The organism is Bacillus aerolatus, from assembly GCF_009183655.1.
Lineage (GTDB): Bacteria > Bacillota > Bacilli > Bacillales > Domibacillaceae > Pseudobacillus > Pseudobacillus aerolatus.
The window spans coordinates 123,417-143,216 of sequence record NZ_WEIO01000008.1 but is presented as its reverse complement, the minus strand read 5'-3'; the positions used below and the strand labels follow the sequence as shown (position 1 = coordinate 143,216).

General features: G+C 38.3%; 14 protein-coding genes and 2 pseudogenes. 13 read left to right on the top strand and 3 right to left on the bottom strand.

Going from position 1 to position 19,800, the window contains the following annotated elements:
• The first annotated feature begins 19 nt into the window (after positions 1-19).
• Both F9802_RS13805 and F9802_RS13800 read left to right on the top strand, forming a co-directional pair.
• Positions 20-1,042 (top strand): Nif3-like dinuclear metal center hexameric protein, encoded by a 1,023-nt coding sequence (locus tag F9802_RS13805; RefSeq protein WP_152152934.1) that lies wholly within the window; start codon positions 20-22, stop codon positions 1,040-1,042.
• Positions 1,043-1,056: 14 nt separating this feature from the next.
• Positions 1,057-2,181: a hypothetical protein gene (locus F9802_RS13800; RefSeq protein ID WP_152152932.1), complete on the top strand. Its 1,125-nt coding sequence runs from the start codon at positions 1,057-1,059 to the stop codon at positions 2,179-2,181.
• A 109-nt stretch (positions 2,182-2,290) separates the two neighbouring features.
• On the opposite strand, the gene F9802_RS13795 is transcribed toward F9802_RS13800, so the two are convergent.
• The gene (locus F9802_RS13795; protein ID WP_152152930.1) at positions 2,291-2,761 is read right to left on the bottom strand and encodes a hypothetical protein; all 471 of its coding nucleotides are present in this window, start codon (positions 2,759-2,761) and stop codon (positions 2,291-2,293) included.
• Positions 2,762-3,082: 321 nt separating this feature from the next.
• Between F9802_RS13795 and F9802_RS13790 the strand changes: the two genes are divergently transcribed.
• The 3 genes from F9802_RS13790 to F9802_RS13780 all read left to right on the top strand — a co-directional run bounded on the left by F9802_RS13790 (position 3,083) and on the right by F9802_RS13780 (position 6,794).
• On the top strand, positions 3,083-3,709 hold the full coding sequence (locus tag F9802_RS13790) for a PepSY domain-containing protein (RefSeq protein WP_152152928.1): 627 nt from the start codon (positions 3,083-3,085) through the stop codon (positions 3,707-3,709).
• A gap of 169 nt (positions 3,710-3,878) precedes the next feature.
• Positions 3,879-4,307, top strand: coding sequence for a cell wall hydrolase (locus F9802_RS13785; RefSeq protein WP_152152926.1), 429 nt, complete (start codon positions 3,879-3,881; stop codon positions 4,305-4,307).
• Between the two features lie 513 nt (positions 4,308-4,820).
• Positions 4,821-6,794 carry a methyl-accepting chemotaxis protein gene (locus F9802_RS13780; protein WP_152152924.1) on the top strand — a complete coding sequence of 658 codons (1,974 nt, stop codon included), beginning with the start codon at positions 4,821-4,823 and terminating at the stop codon, positions 6,792-6,794.
• 60 nt (positions 6,795-6,854) lie between these two features.
• On the opposite strand, the gene F9802_RS13775 is transcribed toward F9802_RS13780, so the two are convergent.
• The gene (locus F9802_RS13775; protein ID WP_152152922.1) at positions 6,855-7,529 is read right to left on the bottom strand and encodes a GntR family transcriptional regulator; all 675 of its coding nucleotides are present in this window, start codon (positions 7,527-7,529) and stop codon (positions 6,855-6,857) included.
• A 256-nt stretch (positions 7,530-7,785) separates the two neighbouring features.
• Here F9802_RS13775 and F9802_RS13770 point away from each other — a divergent pair, with 256 nt between their 5' ends.
• The 8 genes and pseudogenes from F9802_RS13770 to F9802_RS13730 all read left to right on the top strand — a co-directional run bounded on the left by F9802_RS13770 (position 7,786) and on the right by F9802_RS13730 (position 17,887).
• Positions 7,786-8,589, top strand: coding sequence for a transporter substrate-binding domain-containing protein (locus tag F9802_RS13770; RefSeq protein WP_152152920.1), 804 nt, complete (start codon positions 7,786-7,788; stop codon positions 8,587-8,589).
• Positions 8,590-8,686: 97 nt separating this feature from the next.
• Positions 8,687-9,841, top strand: coding sequence for a saccharopine dehydrogenase family protein (locus tag F9802_RS13765; RefSeq protein WP_152152918.1), 1,155 nt, complete (start codon positions 8,687-8,689; stop codon positions 9,839-9,841).
• Positions 9,842-9,917: 76 nt separating this feature from the next.
• Entirely contained in the window at positions 9,918-10,574 is a 657-nt protein-coding gene (locus F9802_RS13760) for an amino acid ABC transporter permease (protein WP_152152916.1), read from the top strand.
• A gap of 39 nt (positions 10,575-10,613) precedes the next feature.
• Complete coding sequence (locus F9802_RS13755) at positions 10,614-11,369, top strand: amino acid ABC transporter ATP-binding protein (RefSeq protein WP_318636114.1); 756 nt, start codon at positions 10,614-10,616, stop codon at positions 11,367-11,369.
• A 274-nt stretch (positions 11,370-11,643) separates the two neighbouring features.
• Positions 11,644-13,151 (top strand): annotated as a pseudogene (locus tag F9802_RS13750) (sigma 54-interacting transcriptional regulator).
• Between the two features lie 536 nt (positions 13,152-13,687).
• Positions 13,688-14,535 (top strand): annotated as a pseudogene (locus F9802_RS13740) (iron-containing alcohol dehydrogenase).
• Between the two features lie 62 nt (positions 14,536-14,597).
• Entirely contained in the window at positions 14,598-16,055 is a 1,458-nt protein-coding gene (locus tag F9802_RS13735; protein WP_152152910.1) for a CoA-acylating methylmalonate-semialdehyde dehydrogenase, read from the top strand.
• A gap of 242 nt (positions 16,056-16,297) precedes the next feature.
• Positions 16,298-17,887, top strand: coding sequence for a PucR family transcriptional regulator (locus F9802_RS13730; RefSeq protein WP_152152909.1), 1,590 nt, complete (start codon positions 16,298-16,300; stop codon positions 17,885-17,887).
• Positions 17,888-18,093: 206 nt separating this feature from the next.
• Here F9802_RS13730 and F9802_RS13725 read toward each other — a convergent pair whose 3' ends face one another.
• Complete coding sequence (locus tag F9802_RS13725; RefSeq protein WP_152152907.1) at positions 18,094-19,326, bottom strand: Zn-dependent hydrolase; 1,233 nt, start codon at positions 19,324-19,326, stop codon at positions 18,094-18,096.
• Positions 19,327-19,800 lie beyond the last annotated feature (474 nt).

The window sequence follows — 19,800 nt, the reverse complement described above, 5'->3', positions numbered from 1 at the left end:
TATTTGAGGAGGAAATTAAATGAAAACAGTGGGAGATGTTTTAAACGCGCTTGACGAACTAACAGGGGGAAGAGTGATTAAATCTTTAGCAGATATCACTAGAGGAGACCATCCTTTCGTCATCATGAAATCATCCAATCTTCCCGGAAAGGAAGTGATAGAGACGCCGGGTCTTGTTTATGGAGATTTAGGAAGAGAAGTGAAAAAAGTGGCGGTTGCGATGACAATGACAGAAGGCAGTATCGAACTTGCTGGAGCAACAGGAGTTGATGCGATCATTGCCCATCACCCTATTGCTGAAGCAGCTAATTCCGGTGGGGTCACGTTGAAGAATTACCTCGATCTCTATAATGTAGCGGTTTTTGAGTTGCACGAAGCTTTTCATGGGCTACATCCAGGAATTTCTTTTTTACACGGGCACGAAGTATACCGAACGGAAATTACTTACGGCGGGGTTCACGGAGACGTATTATTCGTCGGAAAAGCCCTGCAAGAGGCACGAACTCTTGGTGATATTTTGAATCGATTGGATGTTTTTATGGGTCTGCAACAAGAAGAGGATCTACTATTTACAGAAAAAGAAATCCGCAGTGCTTCTTCGTTGACTGAAACAAGTGTTGTTACACGAGGAAGAATTATGATTGGAGAAGAAAGTACTCCAGTGAATAATATTTTACACATATTCCCTCATACAGGATTTTCCCCAGAACATTTGCGCCAAGCTGTGAAAGAACACCCGGAAGCTGACACCGTTCTCTCCTCTATCAGCCGTGTGTATGATGGACATGCTCTTATTGAGACGGCTAAAGAACTTGGGCTTAATTTTATCATCGGAAACTGTCACGTGCTGGAAATACTTGAAAATGGTTTACCTTTAGCTTACGCCTTGGACATATTGCTTCCTGGAGTAGAAGTCGTCGTATTTCGGGAGCGTGTGACGAGTCAGGCGTTGAATGAAATGGGCACTCCTCAAATGAAACAATATGCCGAAAAAATGGCAACTACCTACCTTGTAAACAGAAAAGCAGTTGAATTATCTTAAAAGGAGATGAAAACATGAGTGGAATTGAAAAAGCTGCTGAAGAAGTCACTGTCTTAAATGAAGAAACTGTTATCCCTATACCGGAAAAAAGAAAATGGACAAGAATTGAAGTTGTGGGCTTAAGTTTGGTGATTGCCTCACTTTTGGTCATGTTATTATCCCCGGGAACATTGGCTGGATTATTTAATTCCATTGTGGATCAAGTATTTCCGGTTGTTGTAGAAATATTTTTAACAGGGACGGTTGGGGTCACCATTATTGTTAGTGTCATTATTGGCCGGACATTAGAGAGATTAGGGTTTACTGATGCGCTGATTCGAGTGTTTATTCCTATCACAAAATTAATGAAAATTAATTCAGCCGTTGTTATTCCAAGTATTTATAATATTCTTGGCGACATTAATGCAGCTGGAAAAATCGCTGGACCGATTTTAGTGCGGTCGAGTGCAACGAAAGATGAGCAAAAAATAGCCGTAGCTGCAATGGTTCAATCACAGCAATCTTTCGCAACATTTATGTTAGGCATGGTTGCTTTAACCGCTGTTGGGGCCAATGCTTTCCTAGTCGTTATGTTGGCTGTTTTTATGCCTGTGATTATTGTTCCATTCATTCTTTCAAAAACGCTATACCGTGATACAAAGGCTGTCCAACTTGAAAAACTGCCGAAATTTACGCCTAATACGGGGGTGTTGCCTACATTATTTAATGCCGCCAGGGAAGGGGCAGAACTTTTATTCCTGCTCATTATTCCAGCTGTAGCTGTCGTTTTTGCGTTTATCGGTGTTTTAGACTATATCGGTATATGGTCATCCATTGAATCGGGTTTATCAACGGTATTACTAGCTTTAAGTATTGACCCTGAAACTGGTATTCTTTCCATTTTGGCCAGTCCGACACTTGCGATGGCTAAGTTATCAGAGGTTGCCGCAACGATGGATCCCCGGTTAGTCATTGGCTCATTCGTGTTGGCATCATCGGGTTTGCCTTTGTCTGCAGTCTTGGGACAAATTCCAGTTATATGGGGGGCAAACTCTGATCTTAGTGAAAAGGAAGCAATGGGAGCGGCAGTTTTAGGAATCGTTATGCGAATTGTTACTGCTTTTTTAGTTGTTTATTTCTTAACACCGATATTAGTTTAATAAACTCATCTAAACTATTAGTGAAAAAGCTTGGCTCGTAAAAAAAATGAAAATTTAATGGAAGCCTTCTAATGGTTAAGAAGGCTTCCTTGTCATTTTGCATTATAAACTAGGGACAATGTTTAGGCAGGATAAAGGAAACATCTACATAAAGTTGTTTTGGTTGGGTTTTTTGGATGAAGGAAGAATCGAAATAAAGAGGAATTCGTTTTATGGTACCTTTTTCTTTTTTCAAAAAATATAAAATGGTTGTTCTATCAATAGGTTCTATAAAGCCCTCCCTCGGTAATACTATTTCAACTTGGAGATTAACTGGATGAGTTGAGGGACACTTTATAAGCAGGCACGGCGCAGTTTGAAAAGGATCAAATCGATTTATTGTATTTTCAGACAGATAGTGCATTCTCCCAGTAGCTGCAATTCGTTTATTTGGAAGGATTAGTCCAGATTCATGGTATATATCTTTTCCTATAGAAGAAGGGAGCTTTTCCTTATTCCATAAAATTGACATCGAAAAAGTATAATTAGGCAATACAGATAATGCTCTGTTTGATACTAATTCAAAACCAATTAAAGACAAGGTGTTCTCACCTCTTTTGTTGTTTAATGATTATATTTATGATCAAAAAAATAAAGTCATGCCATAATGTCAGCAGCGGTTTGAGAATTTAATAAATGATAACTTTATTATGCAAGTACTTTCACTCTCCTCACATGACCATTGATGTCTCCTAACAATCCATTTGCATTATCCTCACCCCCCTCACTAATTCATGTCAAAAAGAAAGATTAAAAAATTTTAATGATATTCTAACCTCATTTTTATGTGCTCTTCATTCAGTTTTTATTTCAATCGGGTATGATACTCATTGTAAGAGAAATTCATTAGGAGGTAAGAAATATGAATAACAAAATAAAAAAGTTTATCGTTCCTGCATTAGCAGCGGCAATTATCGGTGGGGGGGCAACGAGTGCCATCTATGTATCCGCGGCCACAAAGGACAAAACTGTTGAGCAAGGTGAAATGAATGACCAACAGGAGCAAGCTGTTTTAGCAAAACAAGCGAAATTCTCCGAACAAGAAAGTGTTAAAATCTCCTTGGAAAAAGTGCCTGGCACTGTGAAAAATGTAGAATTAGATGATGAAGATGGAACAGTTGTATATGAAGTCGAAGTACAAGCGAAAGATGGAAAAGAACAAGATGTGAAGATTGATGCGCAAACGGGTAAAGTGATAAAAATAGAAAAAGATGATGAAGATGAAAAAGAAGAGAGTGATCAGCAAGAACAAGCTAGACTAATGAAGCAAGCAAAGATCACTAAAGAAGAAAGCATGAAAATTGCCTTGGAAAAAGTGCCTGGCACTGTGAAAAGTGTAGAATTAGATGATGAAGACGGAACAGTTGTATATGAAGTTGAAGTACAAGCGAAAGATGGAAAAGAACAAGATGTGAAGATTGATGTGCAAACAGGTAAGATAGTAAAAATAGACAATGAAGAAGATGACGAAGACAACGATCAGGATTAATCAATGACTGCTCTGTTACCATATCCGGATCACTTGTGCTGAAGCTGCTAAAGGATTGTCAAAAGTAATGAAGTTAAATTAACAAGTCATTTCGTTTATTTTCTGACTGTTCATCAACATTCCACCGGTTAAGAATACAATAAAGAGAATATTGTACGGGGGTGAAAGGATGGCAGTCGTAAAGCACAGGGAGTCAGATATTGAGTTGTTAGCAAGGTTACTGAGAGCGGAAGCTGAAGGCGAGGGAACCCAGGGGATGCTGCTTGTCGGCAACGTCGGCATCAATAGAATCAGAGCCAATTGTTCTGATTTTAAAGGTCTGCGGACGATTCCGCAAATGGTTTATCAGCCGCATGCTTTTGAAGCTGTTCAAAAGGGGTACTTTTACCAAAGAGCAAGAGAAAGTGAGAAAAGGTTGGCGCGCCGTGCGGTAAAAGGGGAAAGAATTTGGCCGGCAAAATATGCTTTATGGTATTTCAGGCCGCCGGGAGATTGCCCGCCAACGTGGTATGACCAGCCTTTAGTAGCGCGTTATAAGCTTCATTGCTTTTATCAGCCAACAGGCGAAGAATGTGAAAATGTATATACTACTTTTTAGTACAAATATGCGAAAGGAGCTGTGTGATCAGCTCCTTTCGTTTATTTGCATATAAAAAATATTGAAATACCCGTCAATTTTTCCGCCGTTCCAACATTTAATAAAGAGAACGCATCATGATGAATAAGGATGGATGGACATGGCTAAACGCTATCGCGGAAAAACACTAAACCGAATGCCGGCAAGGGCACGAGGGAAATGCCCTTTGTGTGGAAAAACAAGAATTAAACTGCTGTACCCACATACAACAGAACAGAATGAAAAGATTACAGTGTGCAAAAATTGTCGGAATAAGTAAAGGCATAACATTTATAAAGAAAATAGTTTTTAACGTAAAGGAGCTGCCTGGCAGTCAGTAAATAACTGACTGTTAGGCAACTCTTTTTTTAATATTAATTGTTTGTAAAGAAGTAGGACTTTTCCTGTGATTATAATTACTCATAAGTTATGATGATTTAGTGAATTATACACAGTCAATTATTCCTGTGATTTGGAATAAGGAGGAAAGTACCATTGGTTAAATTAAAATCGCTAAATACAAAGTTATTCATTATCCTGTTAACAACTTCAATTATCCCATTGCTTCTATTAAGCGCTATTTTGCTGCATAACGCCAATCAAGGATTTTCAACACTTACGAAACAAAGCCAACAATCAACTAAGCAGTCGGTAGTCAATAGTCTTGATTTGGCTTCAAAGGATTTGTTGGAGTTAACAAAGATCTACGCTCAAGATCAAGAGCTGATCGCAGCTTTCAAGACAAACAACCGGGAACAATTAGCGGGAAAAGTGAAGCCAGTTTTTGAACGACTGAAAGAAGAACAACAGCTAAGCGTGTTTGAACTCGGGAGTAAGGACGGAATTGTATTCCTAAGGGGACACAATCCCGAAAAGTATGGAGATGACAAAAGTGATCTCACTGCTATTCAAGCTGCTCTAAATGAAGAAGAAATTTCAGGGTTTGAATTTGGCAACAGCGGATTGGCTGTGCGGGCTTTTGTACCGATTATACATAACAATGAAATGATAGGGACGCTGCAAACAGGTATTGATGAAGGTTTTTTAAAGCAGTTAACTGAAGCGGTTCAAGGTGTGCAGCTGAATTTATATAATGAGTCTGGTGAAACAGTTGTTTCATCCGAAAAAGAAAATGTTGGCGATCAGTTAGATGATCAATCCATTATGGACAAGGTTCTTTCAGGAAAAGAAGTGTCTATGGAAAAGGGAGAATCTTTGCAAACGTACGTACCAATGTTTGATCCTACTAAAACAGAAGTTATCGGAATGATCGGTATTTTACAAGATATATCTGTTATTAATGAAGCAGGCGACAAGATGACTTTATTAACGCTGATTGTAGGAGGTATTACGTTATTATGTTTAATCACTGTTGCGTATTTATTCAGCCGTTCTATTTCTCAGCCTATTAAACAAGTCACTCATTTCATGGATGAATTCGCCAGAGGGAAATTAAATGCAACATATGATGGCAAAGAAAGAAATGATGAGATCGGGCTGTTAACTCATTCGATTATGAAAATGCAGCAAAGTTTTAGGGAGATGGTTGAACGAATCTCGAATACGTCAGATGTAATGACTAAGCAAAGTGCGATTCTCAAACAATCTTCCAACGAAATAAATGAAGGCAGTCAGCAAATTGCTGTTACGATGCATGAATTGTCTGAAGGGGCGGAAACACAAGCACATTCATCGATGGAGTTAGCAGAAAGAGTCGGGGAGTTCTCCGAAAATATCCAGCAAGCGTATCAAAATGGAGAAGAAATGTCCACAACGACAAAACACGTATTGAATTTAACATACAAAGGAAAAGAATTGATGGATATTTCGATTAATGATATGAGTACGATCCATGAAATTGTCAGAGCTTCGGTGCACAAAGTGAAAGACTTAGATGAGCAAGCAAAGCAAATTTCAGGAACGATTCAAGTCATCCAGGGTATTGCGGAGCAGACGAATTTATTAGCGCTGAATGCAGCAATAGAAGCAGCCAGGGCAGGGGAGCATGGAAAAGGATTTGCCGTCGTCGCAGATGAAGTTCGCAAGCTTTCAGAACAAGTCAAAGAATCGGTTAGCGGCATCACTCATACAGTCGATGGGATTCAACAAGGTTCAAAAGAAGTGACTATTTCCTTGCAAGAAAGCTTTGAAAAAGTGGAGGAAGGAGCAGAACAAATCCGGACGACGGGAACCACATTTGAAGAAATCACAGAGGCTATTTCGATCCTTGTTGAAAAAATTAGAGTGATCTCTTCCCATTTAACGCAAATTAATAATGAAACCGCAGGCATCCATTCAGTAGTTGAAAACATCGCCTCCATTTCAGAAGAAGCCGCTGCCGGTGTAGAAGAAACGGCAGCGGCAGCTCAACAAACAAACAGTTCTATGGAGCAAATCACGGATAATGCAGAAACGTTAGCAAACCTTGCCGAAGAATTGAATGACTTACTTAAGCAATTTACTTTGTAAGTCTAAAAATATTTTAACATAAGAGGTCAGCCAGTTTTTTTTCTGGCTGATCTTTTTTATCTAAAAAATTTCATCCACTTCTTTGTATTCATTATAACGAATATCTAAACTTTTAAAGGCGCGTTTAAAGTGATTTTCTAGGGCAATCTTTAGCTCAACTTCGTTCTTTTGCTCCATTAAATTCAAAATATACGTATGTTCATCAGGACTATAAGGTTGTTGCTCTGGATTGTCGAAAAATTCATCATAAAGAAGAAGATAAATATTTGTTCGATTGATGAGCGTTACAATAAACTCATTTAAAAATGTATTGTTGCATTTTTCCGTTATGGCAACGTGAAAAGATTTGTTAGATTTCACGTAAGCTTCTGAGTTCTTATTTAATAAGACTTTGTTTTCTTCTTCAATGCTTTTTTTAATTTCAGTAAAATCCTCTTCAGTCATTGAGTCCATAGCTTTACTAGCCGCTAAAAACTCTAAATTTGCCCGTAGTTCGTACGCTTGAATAATTTCTTCTTTAGTTGGGCTAGTCACAAAAGCGCCTTTATTCGGAATAATATCGACTAGCCCTTCAAGAGACAATTTTTTTATTGCGTTTCTAATAGGAGTACGACTTACTTGCAGCGTATTAGAAATTTTGTTTTCAACTAGCTGCTTTCCAGGTGCCAGTTTACGCGATAAAATAGCTGTTTTTATATGATCGTATACATAATGCTCCATTGAATTTTTTTTCATATACCAAACTCACCTGCTTCATTAATTATGAGAGTTAAAGTCTTGTCTAAACACTTTTATTTATAATTTTCTAAAAATATTGACAATTTAACTAACTCTAGTATACACTAAAATAAATTGTACTACAATTATGGACAACAATTTTGAACAACACTGTATAACCTTAATAGATCATTAAATTTAAATGGAAGGAGAAGAACAGGCACCACTATTGAAAGCGTTATCAGTTAAGAGATTATTCAAAGGGGGATTCTAAATGAGAAAGAATTTAATTTTGTCAATTATCGCTTTCTTACTTATAGGTATGGTTGCAGGGTGCAGCGGCGGAAAAGAAGTTAGTGGAAACAGTAAACAGAAAGTAATGGATCGAATTGAAGAAACAAAAGTTTTAAAGGTTGGATTTGAAGGAACATTTCCTCCATTTAATTTCTTAGATGATAAGCAAAAATATCAAGGATTTGATGTAGACATTTCTAATGAGATTGCCAAGCGTTTAGGAACTGAAACTGAGTTTGTCGCAACAAAATGGGATAGTCTGATCGGTGGTCTGAAATCAGATAAATTTGACATTATCATTGGACAGATGACTGTTACAGAAGAACGGAAAAAGAGTGTTGATTTCACTGATCCTTACGTAGTTACTGGTTCTGTACTAATAACTAGAAAGGATACTAATAATGTAAAAAAGCTTGAAGACATTAAAGGAAAAAACGTTGGAGTAGGCGGAGGAACAACATTTGAAGAAGTAGCCAGAAGTGTAGACGGGGCAAATGTTAAATTGTACAAAGCTGTAAATGACTATGTTCAAGACCTGGCGAATAAAAGATTAGACGTCATTATAAATGACCAATTATTGATGAGCTACAATATTAAAGAGCAAAAATTACCTCTCAAGATTTCCAGCGATATTTTAAACAAAGATGAAATTGGAATGGCTGTAAAAAAAGGAAACGAAGACTTTGTTAAGGAAGTTAACACCATTCTAGTTGATATGAAAGCAGATGGAACGTATGACAAGATTTATAAAAAATGGTTTGGAACAAAACCTTTAGAGAAATAATCGATCAGTCTATGGAGCGAATAAGAGTATGACGATTCCTCGATTCCTCACTTTATTGAATACACAATATGAAAGCATTCTAAGGAGGTAGTTTAAAATGCGTGCAGTCGTTTTAGGAACCGGGATGATTGGTACAACAGTAGTAAGTGAATTAGTGAAATTTCCAAGTATTGATTCAGTAACTGCTGTTGATGGAAACGAATTTAGCGTTGAAAAGTGTTTAGAGATTGCTAATAATTCAAAAGTTGTTGGTAAAGTAGCTTCGCTGCAAACGGAAGATGATATAGCTAAAGTGTTAAAAGATGCAGACGTTGCAGTGGCGTGCTTGCCACATTCCTTAAGTTTAGCGGCTATTAAAGCAGCCATATCAGCAAAATGCCATCTAGTAGACTTAGTTGGATCTAAATTTGAAGAAAAAATGAAATTAGATCAACACGCGAGGGAGGCTGGCGTTATTATTATGCCGGGATGTGGGGTAGCCCCTGGAATAACTAACTTTTTAGCAGCTCAAGGAATTGAATTATTAGATGAAGCTGATGAAGCGGTAATGATTTGCGGTGGAATTCCAAGATATCCAGTGCCTCCGTTATGGTATCAGGTCGTTTTTAGGCTTGAAAGTGTATTAGGGCTTTATACAAGGCCTGCGTTGGCAGCCGAAGGTGGTAAGTTAATAGAGTTGCCTCCTTTATCAGGCTTGGAAAAACTAACATTCCCAGATCCTGTAGGTAATTGTGAAGCAGTTATTACGGATGCCCATAGTACAGCTTATACTTTAAAAGATAAAGTAAAAAAGTTATATGAAAAAACAGTTCGATATGAAGGTCATTGGGAAAAAATGAACGTGTTAGGGCAATTAGGTTTCTTAGATGAGCAGCCGTTAGATATCGATGGGCACCAAATTAGTCCCCGGGCATTTTCGGAAAAGGTGTTAGCACCAAAGATGCAAGGAAGTTCCAAAGAAGACATTACTGTTGTGCGTGTAGAAGTTAGCGGCATAAAAGATGGAAAACAAACAAAGTATATGTGGGAAATGGTTGATTTGTTTGACCATGAGCGAAATATTACATCAATGGCCAAAACGACAGCTCTTCCAGCCATGTTGCTTGCAAATTGGATTGCTATGAAAAAAATAACAGATGTAGGGATTGTTCCAATTGAAAATGTGATTATTAAGGATCTATTTAATCCTTTTATACAAGAACTAAACGACTTGGGAATTAAAATAGTATTTAAAGAAGAAGTTTTAGTTTAGTACGAATTTTTCTCCCTAAATATGAACATATGAATTTATTTTTGGATCGTAAGATAGTTAGATTGGAGGAAACTTCATGGATATCTCAATAATTATTGAGTCCTTGCCAACTTTACTAAATGCTACGTTAATGACAATTTTTTTAGCAGTGGTATCGATTTTAATTGCTCTTCTTCTCGGGTTTTTCACGGCATTAGCAAGAATATCCAAGATTAAGCTGCTAGACGCCATTGCTTCTTTATATGTTTCTATTTTTCGTGGTACACCGCTGCTCGTACAAATTTTCGTAATTTATTACGGCTTACCTCAAGTAAATATTGAATTGGATCCGATACCATCAGGAATACTTGCGTTAAGTTTAAATGCGGGGGCTTATTTATCAGAGTCCTTTCGAGCTTCTATCCTATCCGTTGATAAAGGACAAATGGAAGCCTCAGTATCCCTTGGGATGACTTACTGGCAAGCTTTACGAAGAATTATACTTCCACAAAGTCTTCGTATTGCCATCCCTACAATGTCCAATTCATTTATCGTACTAATTAAAGATACATCTCTTATCTCGGTCATTACGGTAACAGAATTATTGCAGATGTCATCATTGCTCATTGCTAAAACATTCGAACCGTTAACGATTTATTTATTGGCTGCGGCGCTTTATTGGATAATCATTACGGTTTTTTCTGTCATGCTGGATAGGCTGGAGAAGCGAACATCTCAACATATTGCACTCTAAGATTGAATTTTGTAAATACAGATTTAAAAGGAGATGGGCATGAGCATTATTCAATTAACAAACCTCAAAAAGAAGTTTGGGACTAATGAAGTTCTTCAAGGAATTGACCTTACTGTAAATAAGAGTGAAGTAGTCGTTCTCATGGGGCCGAGCGGTTCTGGAAAATCCACACTGTTGCGTTGCTTAACTTTTTTAGAAGAACCGACCGAAGGGGTCATTCAAATAGGTCAGCAAGAAGTAGCTGCCGGTGAAAAAACAAGTCGTAAACGAAAAAATGAAATAAAGGAATTACGAAAAAGAACAGGCTTTGTTTTTCAACAATTTAATCTATTTCCACATAAAACGGCCATCGAAAATGTAATGGAAGGTCCTATAGTCGTTCAAGGAGTGGAACGTGAAGAAGCAAGGAAGTTAGCCAAATCACTTTTAGAAAAAGTAGGACTTGGAGAACGCTGTGATCATTATCCATCACAGCTTTCGGGAGGGCAGCAGCAAAGGGTGGCTATTGCTCGGGCACTTTCAATGAAACCGATGGTCATGCTCTATGATGAACCTACATCTGCTTTAGATCCGGAACTTGTTAGAGAAGTTCTGCAAGTGATGAAAGATTTAGCTCAAGAAGGAATGACGATGGTAGTCGTTACACATGAAATGAATTTTGCCAAAGAAGTAGCTGATCGTGTCATTTTTATGGACGGTGGAGTTATTGTCGAGGAAGGAACTTCGGAAGAAATATTTAATTGTCCTAAGGAAGAAAGAACAAAAAGGTTTCTAATGAGAGTAAAAGAGGAGTAATATTTTTTCTAGGGGTTGTTAAAAATAGCCGCTAAATAAAAAGATGATCAAGTTTAGAAAATACTAAACAAGGTCATCTTTTTTGTTACGGAAAACAATTTAACAATTTAGAGGACTTTTGTTCAAAAGACCGAATTTTCTTTATATAAGGAAATGAAAAGAAATACATAATAAAGGATGGAGAGGGATGGCTTTGTCTGTGCAGGATTTATATAAGGAAAATCTTCCGTATGAAAGATTAGATGAAAATGACTTTTTGCAAATTAAGAACTGGATGACTCCAAACCCCTATGTAGTTACATCTCATCAAACGATTAAAGATATAGCGGATAAGCTGCTCAAGTCTCAGGTTGGTTCACTTCCAATGGTAAATGACGAAAAGAATCTAATCGGACTTATAACAACTAAACACCTTTTGCATTATCTAGTTAATGGGCAGTCTGCCGAAGATATTATTCCTTATCCTAAGAAAGAAAAGTTTGTTACTGTGCAAGAAGACGAGCTAATTACCGGGCTTCTTTCATTTCCGTATAAGCAATTTCCCGTTATTGATTCGAAATCTAAACTTGTGGGGATATTAACGAGACAAGATATATTAGATGGATTAATGAATTATTTACATATTTTACAGAAGAATCTTGAGAGACTTCAAAAGAATAATATAAAATGGAAAGAGGAAGCTTTCTCATCCATTAAAAAAAGTACGATTGAAAAAAATGTGACGATCGGACAAATTATTGGTGACAGCGAGAGTTTATCAACAGTGAAGCGGCTGGCAAGGCGAGCCGCAAGAACAGCTGCAACCGTATTAATTACAGGAGAAAGCGGAACGGGCAAGGAAATGTTTGCCAAAAGCATACATCAGCTTAGCCGTTATGCTGCCGGTCCGCTCATTTCCGTAAACTGTGCAGCTATTCCAGAAAATTTAATAGAATCTGAGCTTTTTGGCTATGAGGATGGAGCTTTTACAGGTGCTAGAAAAGGGGGGAAACCTGGAAAGATTGAGCTTGCCAATAACGGCACTTTATTTTTAGATGAAATTGGTGAAATGTCTGCGGTGATGCAAACAAAGCTTCTGCGCGTCCTGCAGGAAAAAGAAGCAGAACGTGTGGGAGGAGTGAAGAAATATCAAGTCCATATGCGGGTGATTGCGGCTACAAATAGGAATCTGGAAGAAATGGTGAAGGAAGGCACATTTCGTGAAGACTTGTTTTATCGTCTCGATATTATCAGGCTTCACATCCCACCGTTAAGAGAGCGAAAAAGCGATATTCCAACTTTATTATCTCATTACCTTAAAGAAGTCTGCCGGAATTATGGACTAGCCGAAAAACAAATGACTTCGGAGGCTGTATCCGCTTTTATTAACTATGAGTGGCCGGGAAATATTCGTGAATTAGTTAATACCGTTGAACGTCTCGTTGCGTTAATCGAAAGGGATCTGATTACACTAAAGGACAGTCTGGATTATATTCAAGCGATGAATGTTTCTGCGGGAAAATCTGCTGGCCAATTAAATGAGACAACAGAGTTGGAAGAAGCGCAATGACAGAAGGAAATTCATTTAGTCAGATTAAAACAACAGCAGAGCCTCTAAACAATATTTTAGAGAAAGCGAAACAGGACAGTTTTGAAAAAGAAAAAGCTCTGATTATGAAGGTGCTTCAAGGAACGGAAGGAAATAAAACAAAGGCGGCAAAGCGGCTTGGGATTCACCGCACAACTTTGTATCAAAAAATCAAAAAATTTGGAATTATGCAAAGTAAGCACATAAGATTGTAGGGGGCTTCAACTAAACCAGCTAATAGTTTGACAAAAGAACAAAAAAGCCAATTCTTATCGTACGGAAAATCGACTTTTTTGAGATGGGTTTCTTACTTTTTGGGGTGTCGTCAGGCAATGCAGTTTCCTGCTGACATCCCATATATAGATATTTTCGAACAATTATCTATTACAGAAAAATCTTTATTTGGAGTCTTTATGTTTGGACTTCGTAGTTTGAATTTTAGCTGTGTTCTGAGGCTCGGCATCTTTCTTAAACGCTTCCATTGCCTTGGCGTAAAGTAAACTCATTGTTTCCACCTCCTTAATTTCTAGTTATTTATACCATTTCCCTTTTTGCTTTCAGCAAAACATAACAGCTTTCTTCGAGACCGATTCTACGTTTTTTGGCTAATTGTGTAGTTGTCTATATACAATTTATAAAAAGCGTAGTGAATAAGCTTCATCTTTCTGTCTGTTTAAGCGAAAATGTGGCAGTTGCGATTGGCATGTATCTTGCATTTATAGTGATTGACTAACAAAAAGAGGTGGATGGAATGGATAAACCTGCTGTTTTTCAATCTCCACAAAAAATAGTGTACGGGCAAGGTGCTTTTCAACAATTGGGAAAAGAAGCTTCTGCCAGAGGGAAGAAAGCACTCGTTGTCACAGATCACATCATGACTAAGTTAGGATATGTGGAAACAAGTAAAAAAATGCTCTTAGCGGAAGGAATGGAAGCAGTTGTTTACGAGGGGGTTTCTTCAGAGCCAACAGATCAATATGTAGCTGAATCACTAGATTTACTTATAAAAGAAAAATGTGATCTCGTTATTTCACTTGGGGGAGGCAGCTGTATTGATACTGCAAAAGCGATTGTCGTGTTAGAGAAAAATGGAGGCTATGTTGGGGACTATATGGGAAATCGAAAACGGGCCGAGACTTCAAGAATTGCCCATATCGCTATTCCGACAACTGCAGGCACAGGTTCTGAAGCAACAGATGTGACAGTAATTACGAATTTATCCACGGTGTCTCTAACGTCAAGCTGCTCCCAGCAGTATTAGAATTTAGCAAAGTGGCGTGCAAAGGTCAACTCGCAAGTATCGCGGAAATTCTCTTGGATGAAAAGGAAAGAGAGAGCCGGTCAGTGGATGAGATCGCTCATTTAGCTATTAATAAGATAAAAGAGTTGTGCGTGAACTTGAATATTCCTAATTTAAAAAGCTGGGGAATTCCTGAAAAAGATTTTCTAGCTGCTCTTTTAAAAATGGCAGATGATGCGCTGGCAAGCGGAAGTCCTGCAAATAACCCAAAAGTCCCTGTCAAAGAAGAAATTATGGAGTTATATAAGGTTTGTTATGATTATCAATTTTCTCCATCGCTGAACACGATAAGGAATTGATTATTATTTTCATTGATGATTTGTTTATAGTTCAAATTTAAGATAAGAAGGAGAGAGGGAAAATGACAATTACAACGACAAATATATTAAAAAATTATATTGGTGGTAAATGGATAGAAGTGAAGACAGATGAATATAGACCAGTGCCTAATCCAGCTACAGGTGAGAACTTGGCAAATGTTCCGATCTCAACAAAAGAGGATGTACATGTTGCCGTTCAAACGGCGAAAGAAGCGTTTAAAACATGGAGCCAGACGCCTGTGCCTAAAAGAGCAAGAATTTTATTTAAATACCAGCAATTGTTAGTGGATAATTGGGAAGCACTTGCGAAGCTTATTACACAAGAAAATGGAAAGAACTATGGTGAAGCGTATGGCGAAGTGCAGCGCGGCATTGAATGTGTGGAGTTCGCAGCGGGAGCTCCTACGTTAATGATGGGAAAACAACTTCCAGACATCTCAACAAATATTGAATCCGGTATGTTCCGCTATCCGGTAGGGGTAGTAGGGGGAATTACTCCGTTTAACTTTCCGATGATGGTGCCATGCTGGATGTTCCCGCTGGCGATTGCCTGCGGAAATACATTCGTATTAAAACCATCTGAACGCACGCCGCTTCTGGCCAATCGTTTAGCGGAACTGTTTCAAGAAGCAGGACTTCCAAACGGCGTTTTAAACATTGTTCACGGGGCTCATGATGTCGTGAATGGATTGCTGGAGCATGAAGATGTGGCAGCCATTTCATTCGTTGGTTCACAGCCGGTGGCAAAGTATATTTATCAAACCGCTGCCAATTATGGCAAACGGGTGCAAGCTTTAGCCGGAGCTAAGAATCATACAATCGTTATGCCGGATTGCGACTTAGATTTAGCTGTGAAAGAAATTATTAATGCTGCTTACGGTTCGGCAGGCGAGCGTTGCATGGCTTGTTCTGTTGTTGTGGCTGTAGGCGATGCAGCGGACTCACTCGTGCAAAAGCTGACGGAAGCAGCGGATAACCTCAAGATGGGTGACGGGTTAGAGGAGGATGTCTTTTTAGGCCCGGTTATTCGCCAGGAGCATAAGGAAAAAACGAAAAACTATATTGAAAGTGGGGAACAAGAAGGCGCTGTTTTAGTTAGGGATGGACGAAAAGATGAACTTAACCATGAGAAGGGATACTTTATCGGCCCAACGATCTTTGATCAAGTGCAGCCGAATATGAAAATCTGGAAAGAAGAAATCTTCGCACCGGTCTTATCCATTGTTCGCGTGAATAGCTTAGAAGAGGCAATCGATCTGACAAACCAATCCGATTTTGGGAACGGAGCCTGTTTATTTACGGCTAGCGGCCACGATGTACGGTATTTTAGAGAAAACATTCAAGTGGGGATGCTTGGGGTAAATATTGGAGTCCCTGCTCCAATGGCGTTCTTCCCGTTTTCCGGATGGAAAAACTCTTTTTATGGCGACCTGCATGCCAATGGATCAGATGGGGTAGAGTTCTACACGAGACGTAAAATGCTTACAGCTAGATGGTGAAATAAAAGCTTTTCTAAACAAAAGAGGAGGCTGTCTCATAAGTCAGATAACTGACTTACGGGCAGCCTTTTTAAATATAAGCAAACCGCTTCGGCCGTTATCATGTAAGTAACAAAGAGTTAAATAATAAATTCTTTTTCATCTGCCTAAGGTTGGACTGCCAAACCTTCATATCATTGAATGTTCCTTGATTTGAATTTAAACTAATATAAAACTATTCCTTATTGAGGCAAGGTGTACATATGAAGAATGAAATTAAATTATCTGTACAAGAAGTGTTGGAGAATGAACATTTTCAAAAGGCGGAAATCGTGGCAGGAAAAAGCGGAACACACCGAACTGTAAAATGGGTGCACGTTATGGAAATATCCGACGTTAGCAATCTATTAAATGGAGATGAATTGATCCTTTCAACAGGTGTTGGCTGGAAGGAAGGTAAAAAAACATTGCTGTCCCTCGTGCAGCAATTGATTGATTGCCGGGGAGCTGGCTTGTGTATAGAGCTTGGAAAATACATGAGTGAGATTCCTTTTGAAATTATTCAACTCGCTGACCGTCACGATTTTCCGATCATTGTATTTTACGAGGAAGTCCGGTTTGTCGATATAACAGAGAGTGTACACACGTTAATTATCAAAAAACAGTATCAAATGATTACAGACTTGGAGGATTATTCACGCAGGCTGAATGAAGTGTTGCTTGAGACAGATACTAAGGATAAAATCCTTGAAATGATGTATGAACAAATTGACATGCCCGTTATTTACTTCCCGAAAGAAGGCCATGCGGAGGTCATTTCGAATAAAGCGAAAAAAGAAAATCAACAAATACTCCAATCGATCAATGAAAACAGGCTTGAGACGGGTGGCAGTATCGCGCGTCAAGAAATACATGTATGGAACCAAAGTTTTGCGGAGTTGATGATTATTTCAGAAGAGGGAACAATGACAGAATTTGAGACGCTGATTTTGGACCGTACGGTAACGGCTCTTGCTCAAGTGATTTTACGTGAATTATGGACAGAAGAAAGAAGAAGATCAAAGGAAGCAGACTGGATTCAAGAATGGCTGAAAGGAGAGCATAGTGAAGAGCAAATCAGCAGGTTTCTGATAAATCTTGAACCTGATTTAAAACCTAAAACAGCAGCGGTCTTTTTGCTGCATGCGAAACAATTGGATAAAGACAGCTCGAATATTACTTACTTAAAAATGTTGATGCGTTCTGTTTTTCAAGAACACGGATTTTTTCTTTTATCGGCTGCTTTAAAAAAGGAAATCGTTTTTATTTTACTTGATAAGCGAAATAAAAGTGATTGCAAGCAAAGAATAAAAGCAGGAATTGAGCAAATATTGAGGTCAGAATATTTGAAAAACAAACCGGTTTTCCATAATCAAATTAGTGTAGGAACAATAGTTGATAAGCTAACCGAAGTAAAAACGAGCTATGAAAAAGCAAAGATAGCATCCGTTATTAGAGAAAACGTTCCCAGCGAACGAACTAGTTATTTTTATAATGACTTACATATATATCGATTGATTTATGCTGCTCAAGAAAAAGGAATTCTTGATGAGTTTATCGCTGATTATTTACATCCTGTCCTTGCATTTGACAAGCTTCATAATGCTAAACTAATGAATACGCTGAAGATTTATTTACAGTGCAACGGGTCAAAGAAGGAGGCAGCAGAGCGCCTTTATATTGTCCGGCAGACTCTTTATCACCGGCTGGATAAACTATATGAACTTTTAGGAGAAGATTTTATGGAGCCATCCAAACGCCAGGCAATTGAATTTGCAATGTGTGCTTACGAATATGTGGAAAGAAATAAATAAGCATATATTGATAGGGAAGAATAAGCTATTGCTAACTAATGAGATATATAAATATTATTCAGTTTATGCCCGAATAATAAAATCGGGCATAAACTTTTTAATTATTCACGTATTTTCTAATAAAATGAAGTGTCCGTGCGTTTCCTAATTCATTATATAAATGAGTGACTAAGCTTTTCGATAACCCGGCAACTGGATAAACAATATTATTCGGGTTTAATCACCAGCGCAGTTTCCAGGAGAACATTTATACCTTTTTCACAATCTTCCCAAGCAGTCAGCTCGTCTTCACTGTGGCTTTTTCCATTAATACTTGGAACAAAAATCATGGCAGACGGGATATAGCTTGCTATAAATTGAGCGTCATGGCCAGCCCCGCTCACCATCCGTTTATATGAATAATTTAAAGACTTTGCGGACTGTTCCAGTAGGTGACAAATATGTTTGTTAAACCAAACTGTATCCCGGTCCCACAATTTTTTAACTTTGATCACGCTGCTTTCCTCAGAAGACAACTGTGCCAATCCCTCGATCATTTCCTCTACTTGAGTGATGACGGCTGGGTCTTTATGTCTTGCTTCTAGAGAGAAGACAACTTTATTTGGAATGACTGTGTGTATATTAGGGGATACATTCATTCTTCCCATAGTAAACACAAGCTCATCATCAAGAGTACCGAGTTCTTGACGTGCTTTTGTTATTAAGTCGTTTGCTGCAAACAGAGCGTCTTTTCTCATAGTCATTGGTGTCGTTCCCGCATGGTCGGATTCTCCCGTTACTTCAATTTCATAGCATACCATCCCCACTACACATTCAACGACCCCAATAGCTAAAGATTCCCGCTCAAGAATAGGACCTTGTTCAATATGAAGCTCTAAGAAGGCGGTCGCTTCTTTTAAACGGGATTCCTCGTTGCCGGTATATTGAATGGTCTGCAACGCTTCTTCAAAAGTAATGCCATCAACATCTGTTTTCTTCATCATTACAGCTTTTTCAAATTTGCCTGAGAGGATGCCGGATGACATCATCGAAGGCTCAAATCTGGCGCCCTCTTCATTCGTAAAGTTAACAACCATAATAGGAATTTGCGGTGTTATATTATTTTCTACTAAAGTCCGAACAATTTCTAAGCCGGCAACAACGCCTAAAATACCATCGAATCGGCCGCCTTTTTTTACAGTATCCATGTGAGAGCCTATTACGATTGGGGGTTTGTCTTCTTTTCCTTTCAATATCGCATATATATTACCGAGATCATCTACTTGAACGGACATGCCGAGCTCTTTGCAGAAAGAACAAAAGTAATCCCTTGCTAAACGGTCTTCTTCAGACAACGACAGACGAGTGACTCCGTTGTTTTCTGTTCGTCCAAAATCTGCAAAACGTTCTAGTGTTTCTTTTAGTCTTTCACCGTTAATAAGTATTTTTTGCTTATTCAAATTGCTCACTCCTTTTTTTATATTTTATTTTGATATTAATAAAAATATTTTCGTGTTTTGATTTAATTATTCTTCTGAATCCTTTTTATTCCTTCTTTTTATTTCAAGCTCACTAAAATTTAATAATTTTAAACAAAATTCCAGAAGAAGATGAATAGATTAATAGTGGAGAGGGAGAAGCAAGTGATCTATAAATAATTTTTTGTAGAAAATTGAGAAACAGTATGTTTTTATCGGAGATACCAGAATAAAGGATATTAATATTATGCGTAAAAGAAAAAGGCTCTTTTCTAAAAGATTGTTGCTTTTAAAACGAAAACTGTTGAAGGTTGATTGGAGCGGAAGTGCGAGACTCCTGCGGGAGAAGCGGGACAGGTGAGACCCCACAGGCGTTTACGCCGAGGAGGCTCACCGCCCGCCCCGCTCCAATAGAGCAACTCTCGCTGCAATCAACCACACCGCACTACTTGGTAA